We start from the raw sequence: 20,871 nt of genomic DNA on the forward strand, positions 1-20,871 counted from the left end.
CGAGAAGCGGGTAGACCGTTCCCATGCGTATCGAAGTCAGCCGCACGGGAGGATTCACCGGCGTTCCGCGTCGGGCCGAGGTGGACACCTCGGCCCTGCCCGACGCGGACGAGTGGCACGTCCTGGCCGACCAGGCGGTCAGCACGGGCCGGGACGCGCCCCCCGCCGGGGTGCCGGACGGCTTCCACTACCGGATCACGGTGGGCGACCGCACGGTCCACTGCGCGGACCCGCACCTCAGCGAGGCGCAGCGGGCGCTGATCTCGCGGGTGCTGAAAGAGGGGGCGTGACCCCGGTTCGGGCCGCACATCCTCGTGGCTTCACCGCGCAATGAACTCCTCGCCGAAGAACTGCACCGGTACGACGCTCGGTTCCGAAGGGCTGTCCGCCTGGCTCGTCGAGGACCGCAGAGTGAGCGCGATCATTGGCTCGTCCAGCACCACTCAGGCGGGTACCCACATGCCCCGGCTGAACTCGCTGCTTTCCCGTGGCAAGGCGGAGGCCCTGACCGAGGAGAGCGCGAAAGGCGGCAGCCCGGCTGCTCCCGCTCTGAGAAGGCCCGCTCAGAAGCCCAGTTTCCGCAGCTGCTTCGGGTCCCGCTGCCAGTCCTTCGCGACCTTCACGTGCAGGTCGAGGAAGACCGGTGTGCCGAGCAGGGCCTCGATCTGTTTGCGGGACTTCATGCCGACGTCCTTCAGCCGGGCCCCCTTGGGCCCGATGATGATGCCCTTCTGGCTCGGCCGCTCGATGTAGACGTTGGCGTGGATGTCGAGGAGCGGCCGGTCCGCCGGGCGGTTCTCGCGGGGCAGCATCTCCTCGACGACGACCGCGATGGAGTGCGGCAGCTCGTCCCGTACGCCTTCCAGCGCGGCCTCCCGGATGAGCTCGGCGACCATGACCAACTCGGGCTCGTCGGTGAGGTCGCCCTCCGGGTACAGGGGCGGACTGACCGGGAGCAGCGGGGCAATGAGGTCGGCCAGCAGGGAGACCTGCTTGTCACCGACCGCGGAGACCGGGATGATCTCGGCCCACTCGAAGCCGAGTTCGACGGCGAGCTGGTCGATCGCGATGAGCTGCTCGGCGAGCTGCTTGCCGTCCACCAGGTCGGTCTTGGTGATGACGGCGATCTTCGGGGTCTTCTTGATCCCGGCGAGTTCCTTGGCGATGAACTTGTCGCCGGGGCCGAGCTTCTGATCTGCGGGCACGCAGAAGCCGATGACGTCGACCTCGGCCCAGGTGGTCCGCACCACGTCGTTGAGGCGCTCCCCGAGCAGCGTGCGCGGCTTGTGCAGACCGGGGGTGTCCACCAGGATCAGCTGCGCGTCCGGGCGGTGCACGATGCCACGGACCGTGTGGCGGGTGGTCTGCGGACGGCTGGAGGTGATCGCCACCTTCTTGCCGACGAGAGCGTTCGTGAGAGTGGACTTGCCCGCGTTGGGGCGGCCGACGAAGCAGGCGAAGCCGGCCCGGTGGGCGGCTTCGGATGTCTGGGTGTGAACGCTCATGGCGCCCATTCTCCCCGATCGGCCGGTCCCCGCCGACCAGACCACGGCCCGGTGAGCTTCCGGCAATGCTCCCGCAACACGAAATATGGACGAAACACGGGTGCAGCCACCTGGAAACGCAAACAGGCGACCCTCTACGGACCGTACCGGGAGAGGTGGACCCCCTTGTGACGCTCGCGACGCCTGCGACACCCCTGACCACACTGGCGGCCGGTATCGACACCGGCGACACCGCCTGGCTGCTCGCCGCGACCGCCCTCGTGCTGCTGATGACGCCCGGCCTCGCGCTCTTCTACGGCGGCATGGTCCGCACCAAGAGCGTGCTCAACATGCTGATGATGAGCTTCGTCTCGATCGCGCTGGTCACCGTGGTGTGGTTGATCGCGGGCTACTCGCTGTCCTTCGGCGACGACACCGCCGCCGGGCTGATCGGTGGTCTCGGACACATCGGCATGGCCGGGATCGGCCCGGGCAGCGTGCAGGGGTCCGTCCCGACCCTGCTCTTCGCGACCTTCCAGCTCACCTTCGCGATCGTGACGGCGGCGTTGATCAGTGGGGCGATCGCGGACCGCGCGCGGTTCGGTGCCTGGCTGATCTTCGTCCCGGTGTGGACGCTGCTCGTATACGTTCCGGTCGCGCACTGGGTGTGGGGACCCGGTGGCTGGATCGTCGCGGACCTGAAGGCGCTGGACTTCGCCGGTGGGATGCCGGTCGAGATCTGCTCCGGCGCTTCGGGGCTGGCGCTGTGTCTGGTCCTCGGACCGCGGCTCGGCTTCAAGAAGGACGCGATGCGCCCGCACAACATGCCGATGGTCGTGATGGGCGCCGGACTGCTCTGGTTCGGGTGGTTCGGCTTCAACGCCGGCTCGGCGCTGGGTGCCAACGGTCTGGCGGCCGCGGCCTTCCTCAACACCCTCGCCGCGGGCTGCACCGGTCTGCTCGGCTGGCTCTTCGTGGAGCAGCGCAGGGACGGCCACCCGACCACGTTGGGCGCGGCGTCCGGCGCGGTGGCGGGTCTCGTAGCGATCACCCCGGCCTGTGGTTCAGTCGGTCTGGTCGGGGCGCTGGCGGTCGGTCTGGCGGCCGGCCTGCTCTGCTCGTACGCCGTCGGCTGGAAGTTCAAGCTCAACTACGACGACTCGCTGGACGTCGTCGGGGTGCACCTGGTCGGCGGCGTCGTCGGGACCCTGCTCATCGGCCTCTTCGCCACCTCGGCGATGACCGGTGGTCCGGAGGGCCTGCTGTACGGGGGCGGTTTCGGCCAGCTCGGCCGGCAGGCGGTCGGCGTGGTGGCTGTCGGGGTGTACGCCTTCGCCGTCACCTACGGCATCGGAAAGGCGATCGACCGGCTGACCGGCTTCCGGGTGGAGGAGGAGCACGAGTATCGGGGCCTGGACCTGACGGTGCATGCCGAGAGCGCCTACGATCATGGCGTGCTGGGACACGGTGCCCCGCTCTCCGCCTCCGCGATGCAGAAGGTCAAGCCATGAAGCCGGTCACGCGATGAAGCTGATCACGGCGGTTGTGAAACCGCACAAGCTCGACGAGGTGAAGACCGCCCTCCAGGAACTCGGCGTCAACGGTCTCACCGTCACCGAGGCAAGCGGTTACGGCCGTCAGCGGGGCCACACCGAGGTGTACCGGGGCGCTGAGTACCGGATCGATCTGGTGCCGAAGGTGCGTATCGAAGTCGTGGTGGAGGACGCCGAGTTCGATGCCGTCATCGACGCGGTGGTGAGCGCCGCGCATACCGGGAAGATCGGCGACGGCAAGGTCTGGGCCGTGCCGGTCGAGACGATCGTCCGGGTCCGGACGGGCGAGCGCGGCCCCGACGCGTTGTGACCTCGGGTCCCGGCGGGGAGAGGCGGCCTGCGGCCGCTTTGTCCTCAAGCGTCCCCCAGCTAACGCTGGGCGGTGCCCGCAGGACGGGCTGATGATTTCTTCCTTCGGAGCCGGAGACGCACCGGCCGCCTCAGCGACCCCGTTCTGGGGCCACCTCCGTGGGGGTCCCCCGGACGAAGCCTGGGAGGTAAACCTGGGGAACGCCGGGGGCGGGGGTCAGGCTGCCGGGACGGTGGCGCGGAGGGTGCCGTCGGGGGCGGCGAGCAGGACGGGGGTGGACGGGCCGCCAAGGTCCCGTACGGCGGCCCGGTCCTCGTCCGCCACAGCCACCGCGTCGCCGACCACGGCAGCCGCCTCCAGCGACCGCGCGCCGCTCGCCACCGCCATCGCGACGGCGGTCCTGAGCGCCGAGAGCTTCAGCGATGCGAGGGCCACGGTGCCGGCGACGTACGTGCGTCCCGTCTCGTCCCGCACGGCTGCGCCCTCGGGCACCCCGTTACGGGCCCGTGCGCTGCGCGCCAGGGTGATGATCTTGCGGTCCTCGGCGTCGAGGGCCCCGGCATCGGTGTCGGTGTTGTCGCTCATACGCCGAGCATAAGGTGACCCGCCCGGCCGGTGACGATCAGCCCGCGACCGGTTGCTGGTCGCCGCCGGTCCGGGCAGCAACTACCGGCAGGTGCGGCGGCCGGCGGCCGGCGGCCGGCGACCGGTCCGGCCGGTGACCGGGCACTGCGTCAGGGTCGGTCGCTGTTTCAGGGCCGGTCGAGCCGGAGGCGTTCGCCCTTCGGCAGACCGGCCACCACCAGGTCGTACGAATCCTCGATGAGCTCACGGACCTGACGGTCGGGCAGCAGCCCGACCGTCACCGTGTTCCAGTGGCGCTTGTTGAGGTGCCAGCCCGGCACGATGCCCTCGTGGGCGGCGCGCAGCCGGACCGCCTCGTCCGGATCGCACTTGAGGGAGATCTGCAGCGGGTCGCCGTCCAGTTGGGTGAGCGCGAAGACCTTCCCGCAGACCTTGAACACCGAGGTCTCCGGGTTGAAGGGGAACTCCTCGGCTGCGGCGTTCAACTCCAGGCAGAAGGACCTGAGTTCCTGCGGTGTCATGCCCGTGTCCCCTTCACTCGGCTGCCCTCACTCGGCGGTCTCCGCCGCCTCGACCGGCTCGGCGAGTACGGTGACGATCTTGTTGCGGCGGCCTGCCGGGGACTCCGCGGTGAGGCGCAGCCGCCGCCCGTCCGGAAGGTCGACGACGGCCGACGCGCCCGCGATCGGCACCCGGCCCAGCGCCTTGGCCAGCAGACCGCCCACGGTCTCCACGTCCTCGTCGTCGAACTCGTCCAGGCCGTAGAGATCGCCCAGGTCGTCGATGTCCAGGCGCGCGGTGACCCGGAAGCGGCCCTCGGCCAGATTCTCCACCTGGGGCAGCTCGCGGTCGTATTCGTCGGTGATCTCACCGACGATCTCCTCCAGGATGTCCTCGATGGTGACGATGCCGGCGGTGCCGCCGTACTCGTCGATGACGACGGCGACGTGATTGCGGTCCTGCTGCATCTCGCGCAGCAGATCACCGGCGTTCTTGGTGTCCGGCACGAAGACGGCGGAGCGCATGGCCGTGGAGACCAGATCGGTCTCCGAGTCCCGGTTGATGTGGGTCTTTCTGACCAGGTCCTTGAGATAGACGATGCCGACGATGTCGTCCTCGTTCTCGCCGGTCACCGGGATCCGGGAGAAGCCCGAACGCAGCGCCAGGGTGGTGGCCTGACGGATCGTCTTGGAGCGCTCGATGCAGACCAGGTCGGTGCGCGGGACCATCACTTCGCGTACCAGGGTGTCGCCCAGCTCGAAGACCGAGTGCACCATCCGTCGCTCGTCGTCCTCGATGAGCGACGCCTGCTCCGCCAGGTCGACCATGGAGCGCAGCTCCGCCTCGGAGGCGAACGGCCCCTTGCGGAAACCCTTTCCGGGCGTCAGCGCGTTGCCGATGAGGATCAGCAGCTGCGGGACCGGGCCCATCACCCGGGCCAGCGGCAGCAGCACGTAAGCCGCCGCGGTCGCCGTGTTGAGCGGGTGCTGGCGGCCGATGGTGCGCGGTGACACACCGACCGCGACATAACTGACCAGGACCATCACGCCGATGGCGAGGGTCAGGGCCTGCCAGGTCTCGGAGAACTCCTGCAGACAGACGTACGTGACGAGGGAGCCGGCCGCCATCTCGCAGGCCACCCGCACCAGCAGCGCCACATTGAGATATCGGGTGGGATCGGCGGCGATCTGCGCCAGTTTCTCGCTGCCGCGCCGCCCCGACCGGGCGGCCTCGGCCGCCCGGAAGGTCGACGTGCGGGCGATGCCCGCCTCGGCGCTCGCCGCCAGCCAGGCGACGACGACCAGGGCGACCGCGCCGACGATCAGCTGGGTGGTCATGAAACGGTCGGCGCCGGGGAGGGACCTGTCAGCCCCTTCTCCGTCCGCCAGCCGTCGACGATGGCCGCCTGGAGACCGAACATCTCGGCCTTCTCGTCGGGCTCCTCGTGGTCGTATCCGAGCAGATGCAGCACACCGTGGACGGTGAGGAGCTGGAGCTCCTCGTCCATGGAGTGCTGGGTCGGCGCCTCGTCGCCCTGCTGCTTGGCGACCTCGGGGCAGAGCACGATGTCACCGAGGAGCCCCTGCGGGGGCTCCTCGTCGTCCTTGGCCGGCGGACGCAGCTCGTCCATCGGGAAGGACATGACATCGGTCGGGCCGGGCAGATCCATCCACTGGATGTGCAGTTGCTCCATGGCGGCGGTGTCCACCACGATCACCGAGAGCTCGGAGAGCGGGTGGATCCGCATCCGGGTGAGGGCGTACCGGGCGATATCGAGGATCGCCTGCTCGTCGACCTCGGTTCCGGACTCGTTGTTGACGTCGATCGACATGGTGCGTGGGGACTCTCTCGGTTTATGTCACAGCCGGTTAATGTCACAGCCAGTTCGCGTCACAGCCGGTTCATGTCATGGCCGGTTCCCGTCGTGGCGTGACATGTCACAGTCTGTGCTGGCTGTCGTGCTTCTCGTACGCGTCGACGATACGGCCGACGAGCTTGTGCCGGACGACATCCTGCGAGGTGAGCCGGGAGAAGTGCACATCGTCGATGTTCTCCAGGATGTCCTGCACCTGGCGCAGACCGCTCTTGGTGCCGTTCGGCAGGTCGACCTGGGTGACATCGCCGGTCACGACGATCTTCGAGTCGAAGCCGAGCCTGGTGAGGAACATCTTCATCTGCTCGGCACTGGTGTTCTGCGCCTCGTCGAGAATGATGAACGCGTCATTCAGCGTCCGGCCCCGCATGTAGGCCAGCGGCGCGACCTCGATCGTCCCGGCCGCCATCAGCCGCGGGATCGAGTCCGGGTCCAGCATGTCGTGGAGTGCGTCGTAGAGCGGGCGCAGATACGGGTCGATCTTGTCGAAGAGGGTGCCGGGCAGGAACCCGAGCCGCTCCCCCGCCTCGACCGCGGGCCTGGTCAGGATGATCCGGCTGACCTGCTTGGACTGCAGGGCCTGGACCGCCTTGGCCATCGCGAGATAGGTCTTGCCGGTACCTGCGGGGCCGATGCCGAACACGATGGTGTTCTTGTCGATGGCATCGACATATCGCTTCTGGTTGAGGGTCTTGGGGCGGATCGTGCGCCCGCGGCTGGAGAGAATGTTCTGGGTGAGCACCTCGGCCGGGGTCTCGCCACCGGGCTCCCCGTCGCCGGTCTCGCTCGCCCGGAGCATGGCGATCGAGCGTTCCACTGCGTCCTCCGTCATCGGCTGCCCGGTGCGGAGCACCAGCATCATCTCGTCGAACAGGCGCTGGACCAGAGCGACATCGGCCGCCGGTCCGGTTGCGCTGATCTCATTGCCCCGGACATGGATGTCGGCCGCCGGGAAAGCCGTTTCGATCACGCGCAGCAGCGAGTCGCCCGATCCGAGGAGCATCACCATGGGGTGTGCGGCCGGGATCCTGATCTGGGCACGCGCCTGCGGCTGTGTGGGTGTCTGAGTCATGGGCCGGCCCTCGGGCCTGCGCATACCTCCCGTTGCAGGGTTCTCGCTGCTCGACAACCTCTGGAGTACCAGCGTACGACTCCGCACCGACAAGCCCGTAGGGCTTTTACGTCCCTGTCGCGCGCGGGCCGGTCGGGACCGCACGCCTCCGGTCATCCGGAGCGGCCGAAACCGATCGTCGGTACGGCCCTGCGCAGCGGCCACGCCCGCGACGTGGACGGCAGCAACTCCTCCAGGAAGGCGTATCTCCGCAGTGCCCCGGGGTCCTGCTCCTCGTACGCGTTGACCTGCTGCCACCAGGCGGCGACCTCCGCCCAGCCGGGGGCCGACAGCGAACCGCCGAACTCCTGGACGGAGAGCGCGGCGGTCAGCCCGGCGAAGGCCAGCCGGTCGGCAAGCGGCCAGTCCGCCAGGGTCCCGGTGATGAATCCGGCGACGAAGACATCACCCGCGCCGGTCGGATCGAGCGCTTGGACGGCGATCGCGGGCACCGAGGCCGTCTCGCCGGTGGCACCGTCCACCGCGTACGCCCCCTCCGCGCCGAGCGTGACCACCGCGAGCGGCACCTTCTCGGCCAGCGCCCTGGCGGCCGCGCGCGGGCAGTCGGTACGGGTGTAGCGCATCGCCTCCTCGGCGTTGGGCAGGAACGCCTCGCAGTGGTCCAGGTCGGGCAGCGCGGCGAGGTCCCAGCGCTCCGTGTCGTCCCACCCCACGTCGGCGAAGACCCGGGTGCCGCGGCGGGCGGCATGCGCGACCCACTCCTCGCGGCGGCCCGGACCCAGCGAAGCGACGGCGGCACGCGCGCGTGGCGGGCAGCCCGGTGCGGGGTCCGTCACGTCCTCCGGGAGCGGGGCCTCATGGCCGTGCGAGACCATGGTCCGCTCCCCCTCGTACGCCATGGAGACGGTGACCGGCGAGTGCCAGCCGGGAACCCTGTGCGACTTCGACAGATCGATGCCCTCGCCCTGTTCCAGTGCGTCCCAGCAGTACTCGCCGTAGTGGTCGTCACCGAAGGCCGCGGCGAGCGAGGTGTGCAGCCCCAGCCTGGCCAGTGCGGTGGCCATATTGGCCACTCCGCCGGGGCTCGAGCCCATGCCACGCGCCCAGGACTCGGTGCCGCGAACGGGCGCGGAGTCGAGGCCGGTGAAGATGATGTCGAGGAAGACCGTGCCGGTCAGATAGACGTCACAGGGCGGATCGTCGGGTCGGCGGGTCTCCTTCAGCGGATCGAGGGCGGGCTCGGCAGGTACGGCCACCGTATGCTCCAACGGGTCGCGGACAGGCCAACGGTGCGGATCACAACAGTCTGCACCACCGCCCGACAGGAGCGCGGACACGCTGTCCCGGTGCGACATCCGTACGGTGGCCGCGTCCGAGCGTCAGGCTTCCGCGGGGCACGCCCCGGCCTTGTCGTGGCCCGGCCCCCGCCCGTACGCCGTTACCAGCGGGGCAGCGCCGGGGACGTCCAGTCCTCGTAGCCCTTCGCCTTGCGCATCGCGGTGGCGTCGTCGCGGTCGCGCATCGCGCCGTCGTCGTCGAGCCAGCGCCGGTGCAGGCGGGCGAGGGCGTCGCGGTCGAGTTCGACTCCGAGGCCGGGGGCCTCGGAGACCGGGAGGCGGCCGTCGCTGAAGACATGGCGGGTGGTGATCACGTCGTCGGTCTGCCACGGGTAGTGGCTGTCGCAGGCGTAGTCCAGGTTCGGGACGGTGGCGGCGACATGGGTCATCGCGGCGAGGCTGATGCCCAGGTGGGTGTTGGAGTGCATGGAGAGGCCGACCCCGAAGGCGCGGCAGATGGCGGCCAGTTCGCGGGTGGCGCGCAGGCCGCCCCAGTAGTGGTGGTCGGAGAGGACGACCTGGACGGCGTCCTTCAGGAAGGCCTCCCGGATCTCCGGGATCGTCGTGACGCACATGTTCGTCGCGAGAGGCACCTCCGTACCTGCGGCGACCTCGGCCATGTTCGGCGTGCCCGACGTCGGGTCCTCCAGGTATTCGAGTACGTCCGCCAGCTCGGCGGCGACCTTGAGCGAGGTCTCCGGGGTCCAGCCGCCGTTGGGGTCGAGGCGCAGCGGATGGCCGGGGAACGCCTCGGCCAGGGCCTTGATCGCGGCGGTCTCCTCGGCGGGCGGGAAGACGCCGCCCTTGAGCTTGAAGGAGGTGAATCCGTAGTCGTCGACGAAGCGCCGCGCCTGGGCGACGATGCCCGCCGGGTCGACCGCCTCGCCCCAGGTGTCGGACTCGCCGGCACCGTCCGGGTGCTCGGCCCAGCGGTAGAAGAGATACGCGCTGTACTCGACGGAGTCCCTGACCTTGCCCCCGAGCAGCGCGTGCACCGGCAGGCCGCGGACCTTTCCGAGCGCGTCGAGGCAGGCGACCTCGAAGGCCGAGATGATCGACAGGCGCAGTTTGTCCGCGGTCTGGACGCCGCGCAGACCGCCGACGTCGACCGTGTTCTCGATCCGCGCGGCGTCCACACCCACCTGCGCAGCCAGCGGGACCAGACCGTTCAGGTCGGCTATCGAACGGCCGGCCATCAGCTCGGCGTACGGACGGGCGATCTCCAGGTACTTGGTGTCGCCGTAGGTCTCGCCCATGCCGGTGACACCGTCCGCCGTGATGATCTCGACGACGAGGCGCGGGGTGTAGGGCTGGTGCACTCCCTGCACGTTGAGCAGCGGCGGGTCCGCGATCAGCACCGGGGTGAGCCGCACTTCGGCGATCTTCAGGCTTCGGGGCGTGGGCCGGGTCATCGGGTGGCTCCTACGAGGTCGAGTCCGGTGGCGAGCAGTGCGTCGAGCGTCGCGAGGTCGCCGGGGCCCGGGTCGGTCAGCGGTGCGCGGACCGGGCCGACCCGGCGGCCGCGCAGCCGGGCGGCGGCCTTGACCAGGGACACCGCGTAGCCGGGGACCCGGTCGCGGAGTTCGACCAGTGGCACGTAGAAACCGCGCAGCAGCTCGTCCGTGCGGGCGTGGTCGCCCTTGCCGAGCGCCGTGAAGAAGGCGCCGGCGATCTCCGGGGCGAAGGCGTGCACGGCGGACGAATAGGCGGGGACGCCGACGGTGGCGTAGGCGCGGGCCTGGACCTCGGCGGTGGAGGCGCCGTTGAAGAACAGGAAGCCCTCCGGCGCGGCGAGGGTCAGCCGCTGGAGCCGGTCGAGGTCGCTGTGCCCGTCCTTGAGCCCGATGACGCCGGGGATCGCGGCGACACGGCGCAGCGAGTCGGCGGTGAAGGTGACCTGGCCGCGCTGGTAGGCGATGAGCGGCAGCCGGGTGCGGGCGGCGATCTGCGCCAGCTGGGCGACCAGGCCGTCCTGCGGTGCGGCGACCAGGTAGTGCGGCATGACGAGCGCCGCGTCGGCGCCCGCCTCCTCGGCGATCCGGGCGAACCGGGCGGCCTGCGCCCAGCCGTACCCGATACCGGCGACCACCGGGATCCGGCCTGCGGCCACTTCGACCGTGGTGGTGACGACCTGGCGGTACTCGTCCTCGTCGAGCGAGAAGAACTCCCCGGTTCCGCAGGCCGGGAAAACCGCGCCGGGCGCCGCCGCCAGCTGGGTCTCGAGATAGGCCCGGTAGCCCTCGATGTCGAGTTCCCCCGCGGTGGTGAAGCTGGTCAGCGGGAAGGAGAGCACCCCCCGCGCCATGCCTTCCCTGAGCCGGTCCGCAGTCTCCATCGCCGCCGCCTCCGTTGTCTCCGCATGTAGATGATGTCTACGCATGGAGACAGACAGTAGATACGTGAACGGGGAGCGTCAAGAGGGCCTGCAAGGGCGCCATAGAATTCGCGCATGCCAGAGACCGGAGGCGTACGCGAGGTGAAGTCGGCGGGGCGCACCGTCGAGCTGCTCGAAGTACTGGCCGCACGCGGCGACCGGCCGGCCCGGCTGCGCGAGCTCGCCGAGGAGCTGGGCGTACCGCGCAGTTCCATGTACGCCCTGCTGCAGACCCTCATCGACCGCGGCTGGGTGCGCACCGACGCGACCGGATCGCTGTACGGCATCGGCATCCGCGCCCTGCTCACCGGAACCAGCTACCTGGACACCGATCCCCGGGTGCGCGCGGCCAAGCCCTATCTGGACGAGGCCTCCACCGCGCTCGGCGAGACCATCCACATGGGCCGGTTCGACCGCGGTGACGTCGTCTATCTCGCCACCCGCGAGTCACACGAATACCTGCGCACCATCAGCCGCGTCGGCCGCCGGCTGCCCGCGCACGTCGGCGCACTGGGGAAGGCACTGCTCGCCGAGCGCGACGACAGCGCGCTTCCGGAGGGCGAGCTGGAGCGCTTCACCCCGAACACCCTCCCCGACCGGACGGCGCTCGCCGCGGACCTGCTGGGTGTGCGCGAGCGCGGCTACTCGATCGACCGCGAGGAGGGCGTCTCCGGCATCGTCGGGTTCGGCTTCGCGCTGCGCTACGACGCACCGGCCGTGGACGCCATCAGCTGCTCGGTGCCGGTGAGCCGGCTCACCGACGAGCACCAGCGGCAGATCGTGGCGACGATGCGCGAGGTACGCCTGAAGATCGAGGCCACCACCCCGGCCCTGCCGGGCGCGCCGGACTGGCTCTGAGCCGCCGCCCCGGCCGTCCGCCGGGACAGCGTGCCCCGCTGCGTCAGCCCAGGTCGAGGTCCGCGCCGAAGTCGTACGCCGCCACCTCGGCCAGGTAACGCGCCCTGAGCTCCTCGTCGTCGTCCAGGAAGGCGGCCAGGAACGAGTTGCGGGCCAGCGTCCGCAACTCCTCATGCCCGATCCGCAGCGCCTCGTGCACGGCGTGGAAGGTGTCTCCGGCGTAGCCGCCGAAGTACGCCGGGTCGTCGGAGTTGACGGTGCACAGCAGCCCGGCGTCCATCATCTGACGCAGCGGAAACTCCTCCAGGGTGTCCACCGCCCGCAGTCGCACGTTCGACAGCGGACAGAGCGTCAGCGGCACCCGGTCACGCACCAGCCGCGCCACCAGCTCCGAGTCCTCGACGGACCGCAGTCCGTGGTCGACCCGCTCCACGCCCAGAATGTCCAGGGCCTCCCACACGTACGCCGGCGGGCCCTCCTCCCCCGCATGGGCGACCTTGCGCAGCCCCAGCGCGCCAGCCGCCTCGTACACCTCGCGGAACTTCGACGGCGGGTGCCCGACCTCGGCCGAATCGAGGCCGACCGCCGTGATCCGGTCCAGATGCGGCCGGGCGGCCTCCAGGGTGCGCAGCGCCGAGTCGGCCGAACGGTCGCGCAGAAAACACATGATCAGCCGGGTGGAGACACCATGCCGCTCCATGCTCCGCTCGAGAGCCCGGGAGATCCCCTCGACCACCGTCGCGATCTCGACTCCGCGCGCGGAGTGCGCCTGCGGGTCGAAGAAGATCTCCGCATGGCGTACGCCCTGGGCGGCGGCCCGGACGAGATACGCCTCGGTGAGCTCTTCGAAGTCCTCGGGCGTGCGCAGCACCGTCATCAGCCCGTAGTACAGATCGAGGAACGACTGCAGGTCCTTGAAGAGGTACGCCTTGCGCAACGACTCGGTGTCCGAGAACGGCAGCTCGACACCGTTGCGCGCGGCGAGCGCGAACGCCAGCTCCGGTTCCAGGGTGCCTTCGATGTGCAGGTGCAGCTCGGCCTTCGGCAGGTGATGCGTCGGGAGGTGGTCCGTGGTCAGGTGGTCCGTCGGGAGGTGGGGCATGGGATCTCGCTCAGTTCGATGGGTTCGGAGTGCCAGGTGGTGCCGGGACGTGCCGGGTGGGCACGGGGACCCGCATCAGGTCGGCGGCAATGGTCAGTTCACCGTCGAATCCGGCGGTGCGCGCCTGCCGGGCGAAGTCCTCGGGGTCGGCATAACGCTGCGAGAAGTGCGTCAGTACGAGGTGCCGTACGCCCGCGTCCCGCGCCACCCGGGCCGCCTGGCCGGCGGTCAGGTGGCCGTATTCGGCGGCCAGCCGCTCGTCCTCATCGAGGAAGGTCGACTCGATGACCAGCACATCGCAGCCTTCGGCGAGGCGGTACACACCGTCGCACAGCCCGGTGTCCATGACGAACGCGAACCGCTGCCCGCGCCGCACCTCACTGACCTGGTCGAGCGTCACCCCGCCGACCTCGCCCTCCCGTTGCAGCCGGCCGATCTCCGGCCCGGCGATGGAATGCTCGGCAAGCTTCGCGGGCAGCATCCGGCGCCCGTCGGGTTCGGTCAGCCGGTAGCCGTACGACTCGACGGGGTGCCGCAGCCGGTGCGCCTCCAGTACGTACGCCGGTGTCTCGGCCAGCACGATGCTTTCGCCGGTGGCCGGTGCCTGCACCATCCGGACGGTTTCCCGGTACGCGGTGGAGTACCGCAGCCGGTCGAAGAACTGCTGCCCGCTCGCCGGGTAGTGCGCGGTGACCGGGTGCGGGACCCGGTCCAGGTTGATTCGCTGGATCACTCCGGCCAGGCCCAGCGAGTGGTCGCCGTGGAAGTGCGTGACGCAGATCCGGTCGATGTCGTGCGCGGCGACCCCGGCGTGCAGCATCTGGCGCTGGGTGCCCTCGCCCGGGTCGAAGAGGATGCCCTCGCCGTCCCAGCGCAGCAGGTAGCCGTTGTGGTTCCTGAGCCGGGTCGGGACCTGGCTGGCGGTACCCAGCACCACGAGTTCGCGTACGGACAACGGAACTATCCGGGGGGCCAGTTGAGGCCACGGCCGCCCAGCACGTGGGCGTGCGCGTGGAACACGGTCTGACCGGCGCCCGAGCCCGTGTTGAAGACGATGCGGTAGCCCGTCCCGTCGATGGTGTCCTGGGCGGCGACCCGGCCCGCTTCGTTCAGCACGTCCGCGGCGATCTGCGGCTCCGCGACGGCGAGCGTCTGCGCGTCCGGGTAGTGCGCCTTGGGGATCACCAGGACGTGTGTCGGAGCCTGCGGGTTTATGTCACGGAAGGCAACCGTGGTCTCGGTCTCGTGGACGACGGTTGCCGGGATGTCCCCCGAGACGATCTTGCAGAACAGGCAGTCGGGCTGCGGCTCTCCCGCCATGCGGAGTCTCCTCGGTCGGTGATGATCTGTACGCGGCCCATGCTAGCGGGGACGTGACGGTGCGACCTGCTGCCGGGCGGGGGGTGGCCTCAAACGCCGGCCGGGCTGGAGATGGCCTCAAGCGCCGGCCGGGCTTGGAATGGCTGAGCTCAAAGATGGCCTCAAGCGCCGGCCCGGCTGGAAGTGGCCGACCTGGCTGGACATGGCTGAGCTCAAAGACGGCCTCAAGCGCCGGCCCGGCTGGAAGTGGCCGAGCCGACTGGACATCGCCCCGCTCAAAGACGGCCTCAAACGCCGGCCCGGCTGCAAGTGACCGACCCGACCGGCAGGGGTCGGCGCGGCTGGCGCGGTCGGCGGTCGTGGCTGCTTGAGCACGCACGATCGCACTCACCGAGCAAAATCCAGCCCGTCCGGCGTTTGAGGACCGGGGGCCCGGGGGCGGAGCCCCCGAGGGGGGGTCAGCTCCGCGGCAGGTCCGGCGGTGTCTTGGCCGGGGTCTCCGCGAGCGTGGCCAACGCGATGCGGATCGCCTCGTCCAGTTGCGGATCACGCCCCGCCACATGGTCCTGCGGCGCCTGCACCACCTCGACATCGGGGTCGACGCCGTGGTTCTCGACGCCCCAGCCGTACCCCTCCAGCCAGAAGGCGTACTTGGGCTGGGTCACCAGCGTCCCGTCGACCAGGCGGTACCGGCTGTCGATGCCGATGACGCCGCCCCAGGTCCGCGTACCGACCACCGGACCGATGCCCAGCGCCTTGATCGCGGCGTTGACGATGTCCCCGTCCGAGCCGGAGAACTCGTTGGCCACGGCGACCACCGGCCCCCGCGGCGCGTCACCGGGGTAACTGTAGGGACGCATACCGCGCGGCAGGTCCCAGCCCACGATCCGGCGGGCGAGCTTCTCCACGACCAATTGCGAGGTGTGGCCGCCGCGGTTCTCCCGGACGTCGACCACCAGGCCGTCCCTGGCGACCTCCACCCGCAGGTCCCGGTGCAGCTGGGCCCAGCCGGCGCCGACCATGTCGGGGACGTGCAGGTAACCGAGGCGGCCACCGGAGTGCTCGTGAACGTACGCCCGGCGGTCCGCCACCCAGGCGTGGTAGCGGAGCGGTTCCTCGTCGCCGGTGGGTACCACCACGACATGGCGCGGCTCACCGCCGTCGGCCGGCGCGACGGTGAGTTCGACCGGCTTGTCCGCCGCACCGGTGAGCAGCGGGCCCGGCCCGGTGCGCGGGTCCACCGGGTGGCCGTCGACGGCCAGGATCGCGTCACCGGCACGCATCGCGACCCCCGGTGCACTGAGCGGGGCGCGCGCCGCCGGATCCGAGGTCTCGGCGGGCAGGATCCGGTCGACACGCCAACGGCCGTCGTCCCCACGGGAGATGTCGGCCCCCAGCAGCCCCTGCCGGGTCGCGTCGTCGCGCCAACCGCCCGGCGGAGTCACGTACGCGTGCGAGGTGCCCAGCTCGCCCTGGACCTCCCACAACAGGTCGACCAGGTCGTCGTGGGTGGCGACCCGGGCGAGGACCGGACGGTAACGGTCGAGCACCCCGGCCCAGTCGACGCCGCCGAAGTCCGCCCGCCAGAAGTTGTCCCGCATGATGCGGCCGGTCTCGTCGTACATCTGCCGCCACTCGGCAGCCGGGTCGAGGGTGCGGCGGATCCGGGAGAGGTCGACGGTGATGTCACTGTCCGAGTCCGCGTCCGGGTCGGGCCCGGAGACCCTGCTGTCGATCGGCACGACGCGCAGCTTGCCGTCCATGTGCAGCACCAGCCGCTTGCCGTCACCGCTCACCTCGAAGTGGTCGACGTCCGAGGCGAGTTCCTCGTTGCGGAGCTTCTCCAGGTCGTACCGCTCCAGGACGGTACGCGGCCACGGCGCGGCGGGCGTGGCTCGGGTCGTGCCGAGGACACCGTGCAGCGGGTGACGCAGCCAGAGCAGCCCGTCCTTGGCCGCGCGCAGGGTGGAGTAGCTGGCGGCCTCCACCGGCAGCGGCACGATCCGGTCGGCGATCCCCTCCAGATCGATCCGGGTGACCGGCAGCGCGCTGGGGTCGTGCTCGTCGGCGTCCTTGTCCTTCTCGGTCGGGCGGCCGTGGCGCTGCGGCCCGAACGGGGAGGGGGTGGTGGCGGCGAGGGTCAGCAGATGCGGGCGACAGGCGCCGATGAACGCCAGGTCGAAGACGTGCGCGTCGTAGATCGGGTCGAAGGCCCGCTCGGAGAGGAAGGCCAGGTGTTTGCCGTCGGTGGTGAAGACGGGCTGGAAGTCCCGGAAGCGCAGTGGCGTCGCCTCGGCCACCGAGAGATCCGCGAGGTGCGCGAGCTTCAGCTGGCGCAGCGGGTCCGGGCCCGGGTGCGACCAGGCGAGCCATGCCGAGTCGGGCGAGAAGACCAGCCCCGACGCATCGCCGTGCTCGCTGCGGTCGACCTCGTGCACATCGCCGGTGTCCCGTTCGACGATCAGCACCCGTCCGTCGTGCGCGGCGACCGCGAACCGGCTGCCGTCGGGGGCGGCCGCCAGGCTCAGCACCCGGCCGAGACGTCCCTGACCGAGGCGGCGCGGCGCGGCGCCCGGCGCGGCGCCGGTGGCCGGTGCGCACTCCAGCGCGTCCTCGCCCTCCGCGTCGGTGACCCAGACGACGTGCTCGGCGCCGTCGGCCCGGAAGGTGCGGGGCAGCCTGGCCCGTACCCCCGGTTCGGTGGCGAGCGCCCTGGCCGGTCCCTCCCGGTGGGTGACCCAGTGGACGGCGCCCCGTGATTCGACGGCGCTGCCCCGGCCGGTACGGTCCGGGGAGGCCGTGTGGAGGTGGTGCCCGCCGCTCACGACGTGCGGCTGGAGGTCGGCACGCTGGCCGCCGAGCCTGACGTCCAGCCGGCGCGGTGCGGCCCCTTCGAGGTCGTCGACGATCCACAGTTCACCCGCCGACGCGTAGACCACCCGCGTCCCGTCGGTGGCGGCCTGCCGGGCGTAGAAACCGTCAACTGCCGTATGGCGGCGGAGGCCCGAGCCGTCGGGGAGCGAGGAGTACAGCGCACCGACGCCCTCGTGGTCGGAGAGGAACGCGGCCCGGCCCGCCACCCACATCGGGCACTCGATGTTCCCGTCGAGGTCCTCGTGGAGCCGTTCGAAGTCGCCGCCGGTCTCCCCCGTCCACAGTTTGCCCGCCGTGCCGCCCCGGTACCGCTTCCACTTGGCCGCCTCGCGGCCCATGGTGGCCGAGAGCAGCAGCACCCGCTCGTCCGGCCCGTACGCGAGGGAGCCGACCGGACCGTACGGCAGGGTTCGCGCCGGACCGCCGTCGACCGGGATGGCCCGCGCCCAGCTGCGGCGCAGCGAGGCCTGGCCGTAGGTGCTGATGGCCAGCACCTCACCACCGGGGGTCCAGCCGCGTACGGACGTCCGGGCATCGCCCCAGTAGGTCAGGCGTTGCGAGGGGCCGCCGTCGGTGGGCGCGAGATGCACCTCGGGGGCGCCGTCCCGGGTGGACGTCCAGGCGACCCGTTCGCCGTCGGGGGATATCCGTGGATGGTCGACGGGCCGGTTGTCGGCGCTGACACGCCAGGCACGTCCGCCGTCGAGCGGGGCCAACCAGACGTCGTCCTCTGCGGTGAAGGCGATGGAATCGCCCTGGACATGCGGAAACCGGAGATAGGCAGGCTGCGTCACATGGATCACCCTAGGCCGTGATCCGGTGCGCCGGGCCGGAGTTGTGCGTACTGACGGTGTGCGGGCCGGCCGGGCAACGTCCGGTGGGTCACTTGCCCGGGTACCGGGTCACCGTGACGGTGACGGTGACGGTCGCTGTCGGCCTGGCCCCGCCGGCACCGCCGTTGCCCGACGGGGTGGCGTCGCTGCTCGACGGAGCGGCGTCGCAGTTACCCAACAGGGTTGCGCGGAAAGCGAGTTCGCCGCCCACCGTGCCGGTGAGGTCGCCCCGCACGCAGCGGCCGTCGACCGCCTTGGTCACCTTGCCCTTGATGGTGATGTCCTTGCGGTCCTTGGTCCTGCCCTGGCAGTCGACCTTCGCCACGCTGCGCACGTCCGCGGTGGGCGAGGGTTTCTTGGTGCTGCCCAGATCCGCGGTACAGGTCAGCCAGTCGACGCGTACGCCGTGGTGCTCCAGCGCGCTGGTGCCGGTGCGGTCGGTGGTGTAGGCGACCGATGCGGTGTCCATACCGTCGACGGGGTCGCAGGCCGCGACGCCGGCGAGGGTGATGGCGGCGGTGATGGTTGCCGCGAGGATCCTTCTGCGCGTTGCTCGTCTTGCCCCCATGCAGGGCAGGGTCCCACCCGGGGTGGGGGGCCGGTAGGTGCCTTTGCGGCCATGTCACTCGCGTGGGCGAACCGGTGCGGGCGCCTGCGCGGGCTGCACCAGCCGGCTGACGCCGGTACGTTCAAGACCCCTCCGGCGGGAGGAGCGGGGCCTGGGGCGGAACCCCGGAGCCGCAGGCACCGCCCGCTACCCCCACCGCCCCGTCCGGGCCAGCAGCAGGCCCGCCGCCACCGTCCCCGCCGTCGACGTCCGCAAAACGCTCCGCCCCAGCCGGTACGCCCCCGCACCGGCGTCGGCGAACGCCGCCAACTCCTCCGGCGACACACCGCCTTCGGGCCCGACGACCAGCACGATCTCCCCGTCCGACGGCAGCGCGGCACTCGCCAGTGCTCCGCTCCCGTAGGCCCGGTCCTCGTGCAGGACCGCCCCGAGATCCGCTTCGGCCAGAAGTGCCGCAACCTGTTTGGTGCTCATCGCGTCCGCGACCTCCGGAAAACGGGTCCGGCGGGACTGCTTGCCGGATTCGCGGGCCGTACTGCGCCACTTGGCCAGGGACTTGGCGCCACGTTCCCCGCGCCACTGGGTGATGCAGCGGGACGCCTGCCAGGGCACGATCGCGTCGACGCCGGTCTCGGTCATCGTCTCCACGGCGATCTCACCGCGGTCGCCCTTCGGCAGGGCCTGGACGACCGTGATGCGGGGGGCCGGCGGCGGTTCCTCCTGCCGGGCGCCCACCTCGACGACCAGCCGGTCCTTGCCCTCGGCGGCGCGGACCACGCAGTCCGCCCAGCGGCCGCCGCCGTCGGTCAGTACGACCGTCTCGCCCGTCCGCAACCGCTTCACGGACACCGCGTGCCGGCCCTCCGGCCCGTCGAGTACGAAGGTGCCGTCCGGGCCCGGCTCGATGCGGCGGAGGTCGCCGACGACGAAGACGGGGGCGGTCATGACCAGTTGCCCGACGCCAGGGCGGCGCGCGCCGCCTCGAGTTCCGCGACCAGCACCTCGACCAGCTGACCGGCCGGCAGTTCGCGGGCGAGCCGGTGGCCCTGGCCCGCCCACAGCGCCATGCCCTGGGCGTCGCCCACCGCGGCCGCCGCCCTGCGCAGCCCGGCGGTGAGGTAGTGCACCTGGGGGTAGGCGGCGGGTGCGTACGGCCCGTGCTCGCGCACGAAACGGTTGACGAGGCCACGCGCGGGGCGACCGGAGAACGCCCGGGTGAGCTCCGTGCGGACGAACAGCGGATTGGTCAGCGCCTGCTTGTGCAGGACGTTCGCCCCCGACTCGGGGCAGGCGAGGAAGGCGGTGCCGAGCTGCGCCGCGTCCGCGCCCGCCGCGAGTACGGCGGCGATCTGGGAGCCGCGCATCAGCCCACCGGCGGCGATGACCGGCAGTTGCACGGTCTCCCGCACCTGGGTGATCAGCGAAAGCACTCCGATGCCGGTCCCGTCGGTCTGCGGGTCGTCACGGTGGGTGCTCTGATGTCCGCCGGCCTCGACGCCCTGGACACACACCGCGTCCGCGCCGCACCACTGGGCGGTCTGGGCCTCGTCCGGCGTGGTGACGGTCACGATCGTGAAGGTGTCGACCCGGTCGAAGGAATCGAGGACGTCGCGGGGAGGACAGCCGAAGGTGAAGGAGACAACCGGCACCGGGTCGTCCAGCAGGACGGCCAGCTTGGCCTCGTACCCGTCGTCGGAGCTGCCCTGCGCGTCGCCGAGCGGCGTCTGGTACCACGTCGTCTCACCGGCGAGCTGATGGCTGTAGACCTCGACGGCGGAGGGGTCGCTGTTCTCCGGCTGTGGCATGAAGAGGTTCACGCCGAAGGGCAGACCGGTCTGCCCCCGCAGCTGCTTGATCTCCTCGTACATACCGTCCGCGGTCTTGTACCCGCCGGCGAGGAAGCCCAGACCGCCCGCCTCGGAGACGGCGGCGGCGAGCGGCGGGCCGCAAGCGCCGCCGGCCATGGGGGCCTGCACGATCGGATATCGGCAGAGACCGGCGAATGCGGAGGACATGACCGCATCGTGCCACGTCCTCCGCATCACACCGAATCGACATCATCGTTCGGCTGTGAGACGGCTTACCGCCCGTTGGCCCCGCTCACCCGGGGGACGACCCCCGGACCCCCAGCCGCCCAACCGGCCACACATACCGACCGTTGAACGCATCCTTCAACCGCGAGAACAACCCCTGCTGCCCCGGCTGGCTGCACCCCCCGGGGGACGAC

At 70.9% G+C, this 20,871-nt stretch carries 21 protein-coding genes; 5 read left to right on the top strand and 16 right to left on the bottom strand.

Annotation, left to right across the window (positions count from 1 at the left end; all coding sequences use genetic code 11):
* Window positions 1-23 precede the first annotated feature (23 nt).
* Complete coding sequence (locus AB0M87_RS04115) at window positions 24-290, top strand: protealysin inhibitor emfourin (protein WP_365849979.1); 267 nt, start codon at window positions 24-26, stop codon at window positions 288-290.
* A gap of 273 nt (window positions 291-563) precedes the next feature.
* Here the strand turns inward: AB0M87_RS04115 and era are convergent, their stop codons facing one another.
* Window positions 564-1,505, bottom strand: a complete 942-nt coding sequence (gene era / locus AB0M87_RS04120) for a GTPase Era (protein ID WP_365849980.1) — start codon at window positions 1,503-1,505, stop codon at window positions 564-566.
* 194 nt (window positions 1,506-1,699) lie between these two features.
* On the opposite strand from era, the gene AB0M87_RS04125 reads away from it, so the two are divergent.
* Window positions 1,700-2,995, top strand: coding sequence for an ammonium transporter (locus AB0M87_RS04125; protein ID WP_365850943.1), 1,296 nt, complete (start codon window positions 1,700-1,702; stop codon window positions 2,993-2,995).
* 13 nt (window positions 2,996-3,008) lie between these two features.
* Window positions 3,009-3,347 (top strand): P-II family nitrogen regulator, encoded by a 339-nt coding sequence (locus AB0M87_RS04130; protein ID WP_365849981.1) that lies wholly within the window; start codon window positions 3,009-3,011, stop codon window positions 3,345-3,347.
* Between the two features lie 216 nt (window positions 3,348-3,563).
* Here the strand turns inward: AB0M87_RS04130 and AB0M87_RS04135 are convergent, their stop codons facing one another.
* The 8 genes from AB0M87_RS04135 to AB0M87_RS04170 all read right to left on the bottom strand — a co-directional run bounded on the left by AB0M87_RS04135 (window position 3,564) and on the right by AB0M87_RS04170 (window position 11,050).
* On the bottom strand, window positions 3,564-3,932 hold the full coding sequence (locus tag AB0M87_RS04135; protein ID WP_365849982.1) for a cytidine deaminase: 369 nt from the start codon (window positions 3,930-3,932) through the stop codon (window positions 3,564-3,566).
* A 167-nt stretch (window positions 3,933-4,099) separates the two neighbouring features.
* Window positions 4,100-4,453 (bottom strand): MmcQ/YjbR family DNA-binding protein, encoded by a 354-nt coding sequence (locus tag AB0M87_RS04140; RefSeq protein WP_365849983.1) that lies wholly within the window; start codon window positions 4,451-4,453, stop codon window positions 4,100-4,102.
* A gap of 27 nt (window positions 4,454-4,480) precedes the next feature.
* The gene (locus AB0M87_RS04145; RefSeq protein ID WP_365849985.1) at window positions 4,481-5,770 is read right to left on the bottom strand and encodes a hemolysin family protein; all 1,290 of its coding nucleotides are present in this window, start codon (window positions 5,768-5,770) and stop codon (window positions 4,481-4,483) included.
* Complete coding sequence (gene ybeY, locus AB0M87_RS04150) at window positions 5,767-6,264, bottom strand: rRNA maturation RNase YbeY (RefSeq protein WP_365849986.1); 498 nt, start codon at window positions 6,262-6,264, stop codon at window positions 5,767-5,769. The genes AB0M87_RS04145 and ybeY overlap by 4 nt, the downstream gene beginning before the upstream one ends.
* Window positions 6,265-6,370: 106 nt before the next feature.
* Window positions 6,371-7,378, bottom strand: a complete 1,008-nt coding sequence (locus AB0M87_RS04155) for a PhoH family protein (RefSeq protein ID WP_365849987.1) — start codon at window positions 7,376-7,378, stop codon at window positions 6,371-6,373.
* A 152-nt stretch (window positions 7,379-7,530) separates the two neighbouring features.
* Entirely contained in the window at window positions 7,531-8,634 is a 1,104-nt protein-coding gene (locus AB0M87_RS04160; RefSeq protein ID WP_365849988.1) for a PfkB family carbohydrate kinase, read from the bottom strand.
* Between the two features lie 182 nt (window positions 8,635-8,816).
* Window positions 8,817-10,127 carry a glucarate dehydratase family protein gene (locus AB0M87_RS04165; RefSeq protein WP_365849990.1) on the bottom strand — a complete coding sequence of 437 codons (1,311 nt, stop codon included), beginning with the start codon at window positions 10,125-10,127 and terminating at the stop codon, window positions 8,817-8,819.
* Entirely contained in the window at window positions 10,124-11,050 is a 927-nt protein-coding gene (locus AB0M87_RS04170; protein ID WP_365849992.1) for a 5-dehydro-4-deoxyglucarate dehydratase, read from the bottom strand. Before AB0M87_RS04170 ends, AB0M87_RS04165 begins: the two co-directional genes overlap by 4 nt.
* A 114-nt stretch (window positions 11,051-11,164) precedes the next feature.
* Here AB0M87_RS04170 and AB0M87_RS04175 point away from each other — a divergent pair, with 114 nt between their 5' ends.
* On the top strand, window positions 11,165-11,947 hold the full coding sequence (locus AB0M87_RS04175) for an IclR family transcriptional regulator (RefSeq protein ID WP_365849993.1): 783 nt from the start codon (window positions 11,165-11,167) through the stop codon (window positions 11,945-11,947).
* 43 nt (window positions 11,948-11,990) lie between these two features.
* Here AB0M87_RS04175 and AB0M87_RS04180 read toward each other — a convergent pair whose 3' ends face one another.
* Genes AB0M87_RS04180 through AB0M87_RS04190 form a run of 3 tightly spaced genes read right to left on the bottom strand, consistent with a single transcriptional unit; the run spans window position 11,991 to window position 14,369 of the window.
* On the bottom strand, window positions 11,991-13,049 hold the full coding sequence (locus AB0M87_RS04180) for an adenosine deaminase (RefSeq protein WP_365849995.1): 1,059 nt from the start codon (window positions 13,047-13,049) through the stop codon (window positions 11,991-11,993).
* Window positions 13,050-13,059: 10 nt separating this feature from the next.
* Window positions 13,060-14,004, bottom strand: a complete 945-nt coding sequence (locus tag AB0M87_RS04185) for a ribonuclease Z (protein ID WP_365849996.1) — start codon at window positions 14,002-14,004, stop codon at window positions 13,060-13,062.
* Window positions 14,005-14,009: 5 nt separating this feature from the next.
* Complete coding sequence (locus AB0M87_RS04190) at window positions 14,010-14,369, bottom strand: histidine triad nucleotide-binding protein (RefSeq protein WP_365849998.1); 360 nt, start codon at window positions 14,367-14,369, stop codon at window positions 14,010-14,012.
* 139 nt (window positions 14,370-14,508) lie between these two features.
* Between AB0M87_RS04190 and AB0M87_RS04195 the strand changes: the two genes are divergently transcribed.
* Complete coding sequence (locus AB0M87_RS04195; RefSeq protein ID WP_365850000.1) at window positions 14,509-14,682, top strand: hypothetical protein; 174 nt, start codon at window positions 14,509-14,511, stop codon at window positions 14,680-14,682.
* Between the two features lie 145 nt (window positions 14,683-14,827).
* On the opposite strand, the gene AB0M87_RS04200 is transcribed toward AB0M87_RS04195, so the two are convergent.
* The 4 genes from AB0M87_RS04200 to AB0M87_RS04215 all read right to left on the bottom strand — a co-directional run bounded on the left by AB0M87_RS04200 (window position 14,828) and on the right by AB0M87_RS04215 (window position 20,659).
* Window positions 14,828-18,037: a S41 family peptidase gene (locus AB0M87_RS04200; RefSeq protein ID WP_365850001.1), complete on the bottom strand. Its 3,210-nt coding sequence runs from the start codon at window positions 18,035-18,037 to the stop codon at window positions 14,828-14,830.
* Window positions 18,038-18,125: 88 nt separating this feature from the next.
* Entirely contained in the window at window positions 18,126-18,644 is a 519-nt protein-coding gene (locus AB0M87_RS04205) for a hypothetical protein (RefSeq protein WP_365850002.1), read from the bottom strand.
* A gap of 186 nt (window positions 18,645-18,830) precedes the next feature.
* On the bottom strand, window positions 18,831-19,589 hold the full coding sequence (locus AB0M87_RS04210; RefSeq protein ID WP_365850003.1) for a 16S rRNA (uracil(1498)-N(3))-methyltransferase: 759 nt from the start codon (window positions 19,587-19,589) through the stop codon (window positions 18,831-18,833).
* Window positions 19,586-20,659, bottom strand: coding sequence for a nitronate monooxygenase (locus AB0M87_RS04215; protein ID WP_365850005.1), 1,074 nt, complete (start codon window positions 20,657-20,659; stop codon window positions 19,586-19,588). Before AB0M87_RS04215 ends, AB0M87_RS04210 begins: the two co-directional genes overlap by 4 nt.
* Between the last annotated feature and the right edge of the window lie 212 nt (window positions 20,660-20,871).

Origin of the sequence: Streptomyces sp. NPDC051320 (assembly GCF_040682175.1) — a bacterium.
In the GTDB taxonomy this organism is placed as follows: Bacteria; Actinomycetota; Actinomycetes; order Streptomycetales; family Streptomycetaceae; genus Streptomyces.

Excerpts from the sequence above, each read along its gene's own strand:
- era (WP_365849980.1), bottom strand. The coding sequence starts at position 1,505 with ATGAGCGTTCACACCCAGACATCCGAAGCCGCCCACCGGGCCGGCTTC.
- AB0M87_RS04190 (WP_365849998.1), bottom strand. The coding sequence starts at position 14,369 with ATGGCGGGAGAGCCGCAGCCCGACTGCCTGTTCTGCAAGATCGTCTCG.
- AB0M87_RS04130 (WP_365849981.1), top strand. The coding sequence starts at position 3,009 with ATGAAGCTGATCACGGCGGTTGTGAAACCGCACAAGCTCGACGAGGTG.
- ybeY (WP_365849986.1), bottom strand. The coding sequence starts at position 6,264 with ATGTCGATCGACGTCAACAACGAGTCCGGAACCGAGGTCGACGAGCAG.
- AB0M87_RS04155 (WP_365849987.1), bottom strand. The coding sequence starts at position 7,378 with ATGACTCAGACACCCACACAGCCGCAGGCGCGTGCCCAGATCAGGATC.
- AB0M87_RS04205 (WP_365850002.1), bottom strand. The coding sequence starts at position 18,644 with ATGGGGGCAAGACGAGCAACGCGCAGAAGGATCCTCGCGGCAACCATC.
- AB0M87_RS04210 (WP_365850003.1), bottom strand. The coding sequence starts at position 19,589 with ATGACCGCCCCCGTCTTCGTCGTCGGCGACCTCCGCCGCATCGAGCCG.
- AB0M87_RS04140 (WP_365849983.1), bottom strand. The coding sequence starts at position 4,453 with ATGACACCGCAGGAACTCAGGTCCTTCTGCCTGGAGTTGAACGCCGCA.
- AB0M87_RS04175 (WP_365849993.1), top strand. The coding sequence starts at position 11,165 with ATGCCAGAGACCGGAGGCGTACGCGAGGTGAAGTCGGCGGGGCGCACC.
- AB0M87_RS04215 (WP_365850005.1), bottom strand. The coding sequence starts at position 20,659 with ATGTCCTCCGCATTCGCCGGTCTCTGCCGATATCCGATCGTGCAGGCC.
- AB0M87_RS04180 (WP_365849995.1), bottom strand. The coding sequence starts at position 13,049 with ATGCCCCACCTCCCGACGGACCACCTGACCACGGACCACCTCCCGACG.
- AB0M87_RS04115 (WP_365849979.1), top strand. The coding sequence starts at position 24 with ATGCGTATCGAAGTCAGCCGCACGGGAGGATTCACCGGCGTTCCGCGT.
- AB0M87_RS04195 (WP_365850000.1), top strand. The coding sequence starts at position 14,509 with ATGGCTGAGCTCAAAGATGGCCTCAAGCGCCGGCCCGGCTGGAAGTGG.
- AB0M87_RS04165 (WP_365849990.1), bottom strand. The coding sequence starts at position 10,127 with ATGACCCGGCCCACGCCCCGAAGCCTGAAGATCGCCGAAGTGCGGCTC.
- AB0M87_RS04145 (WP_365849985.1), bottom strand. The coding sequence starts at position 5,770 with ATGACCACCCAGCTGATCGTCGGCGCGGTCGCCCTGGTCGTCGTCGCC.
- AB0M87_RS04170 (WP_365849992.1), bottom strand. The coding sequence starts at position 11,050 with ATGGAGACTGCGGACCGGCTCAGGGAAGGCATGGCGCGGGGGGTGCTC.
- AB0M87_RS04135 (WP_365849982.1), bottom strand. The coding sequence starts at position 3,932 with ATGAGCGACAACACCGACACCGATGCCGGGGCCCTCGACGCCGAGGAC.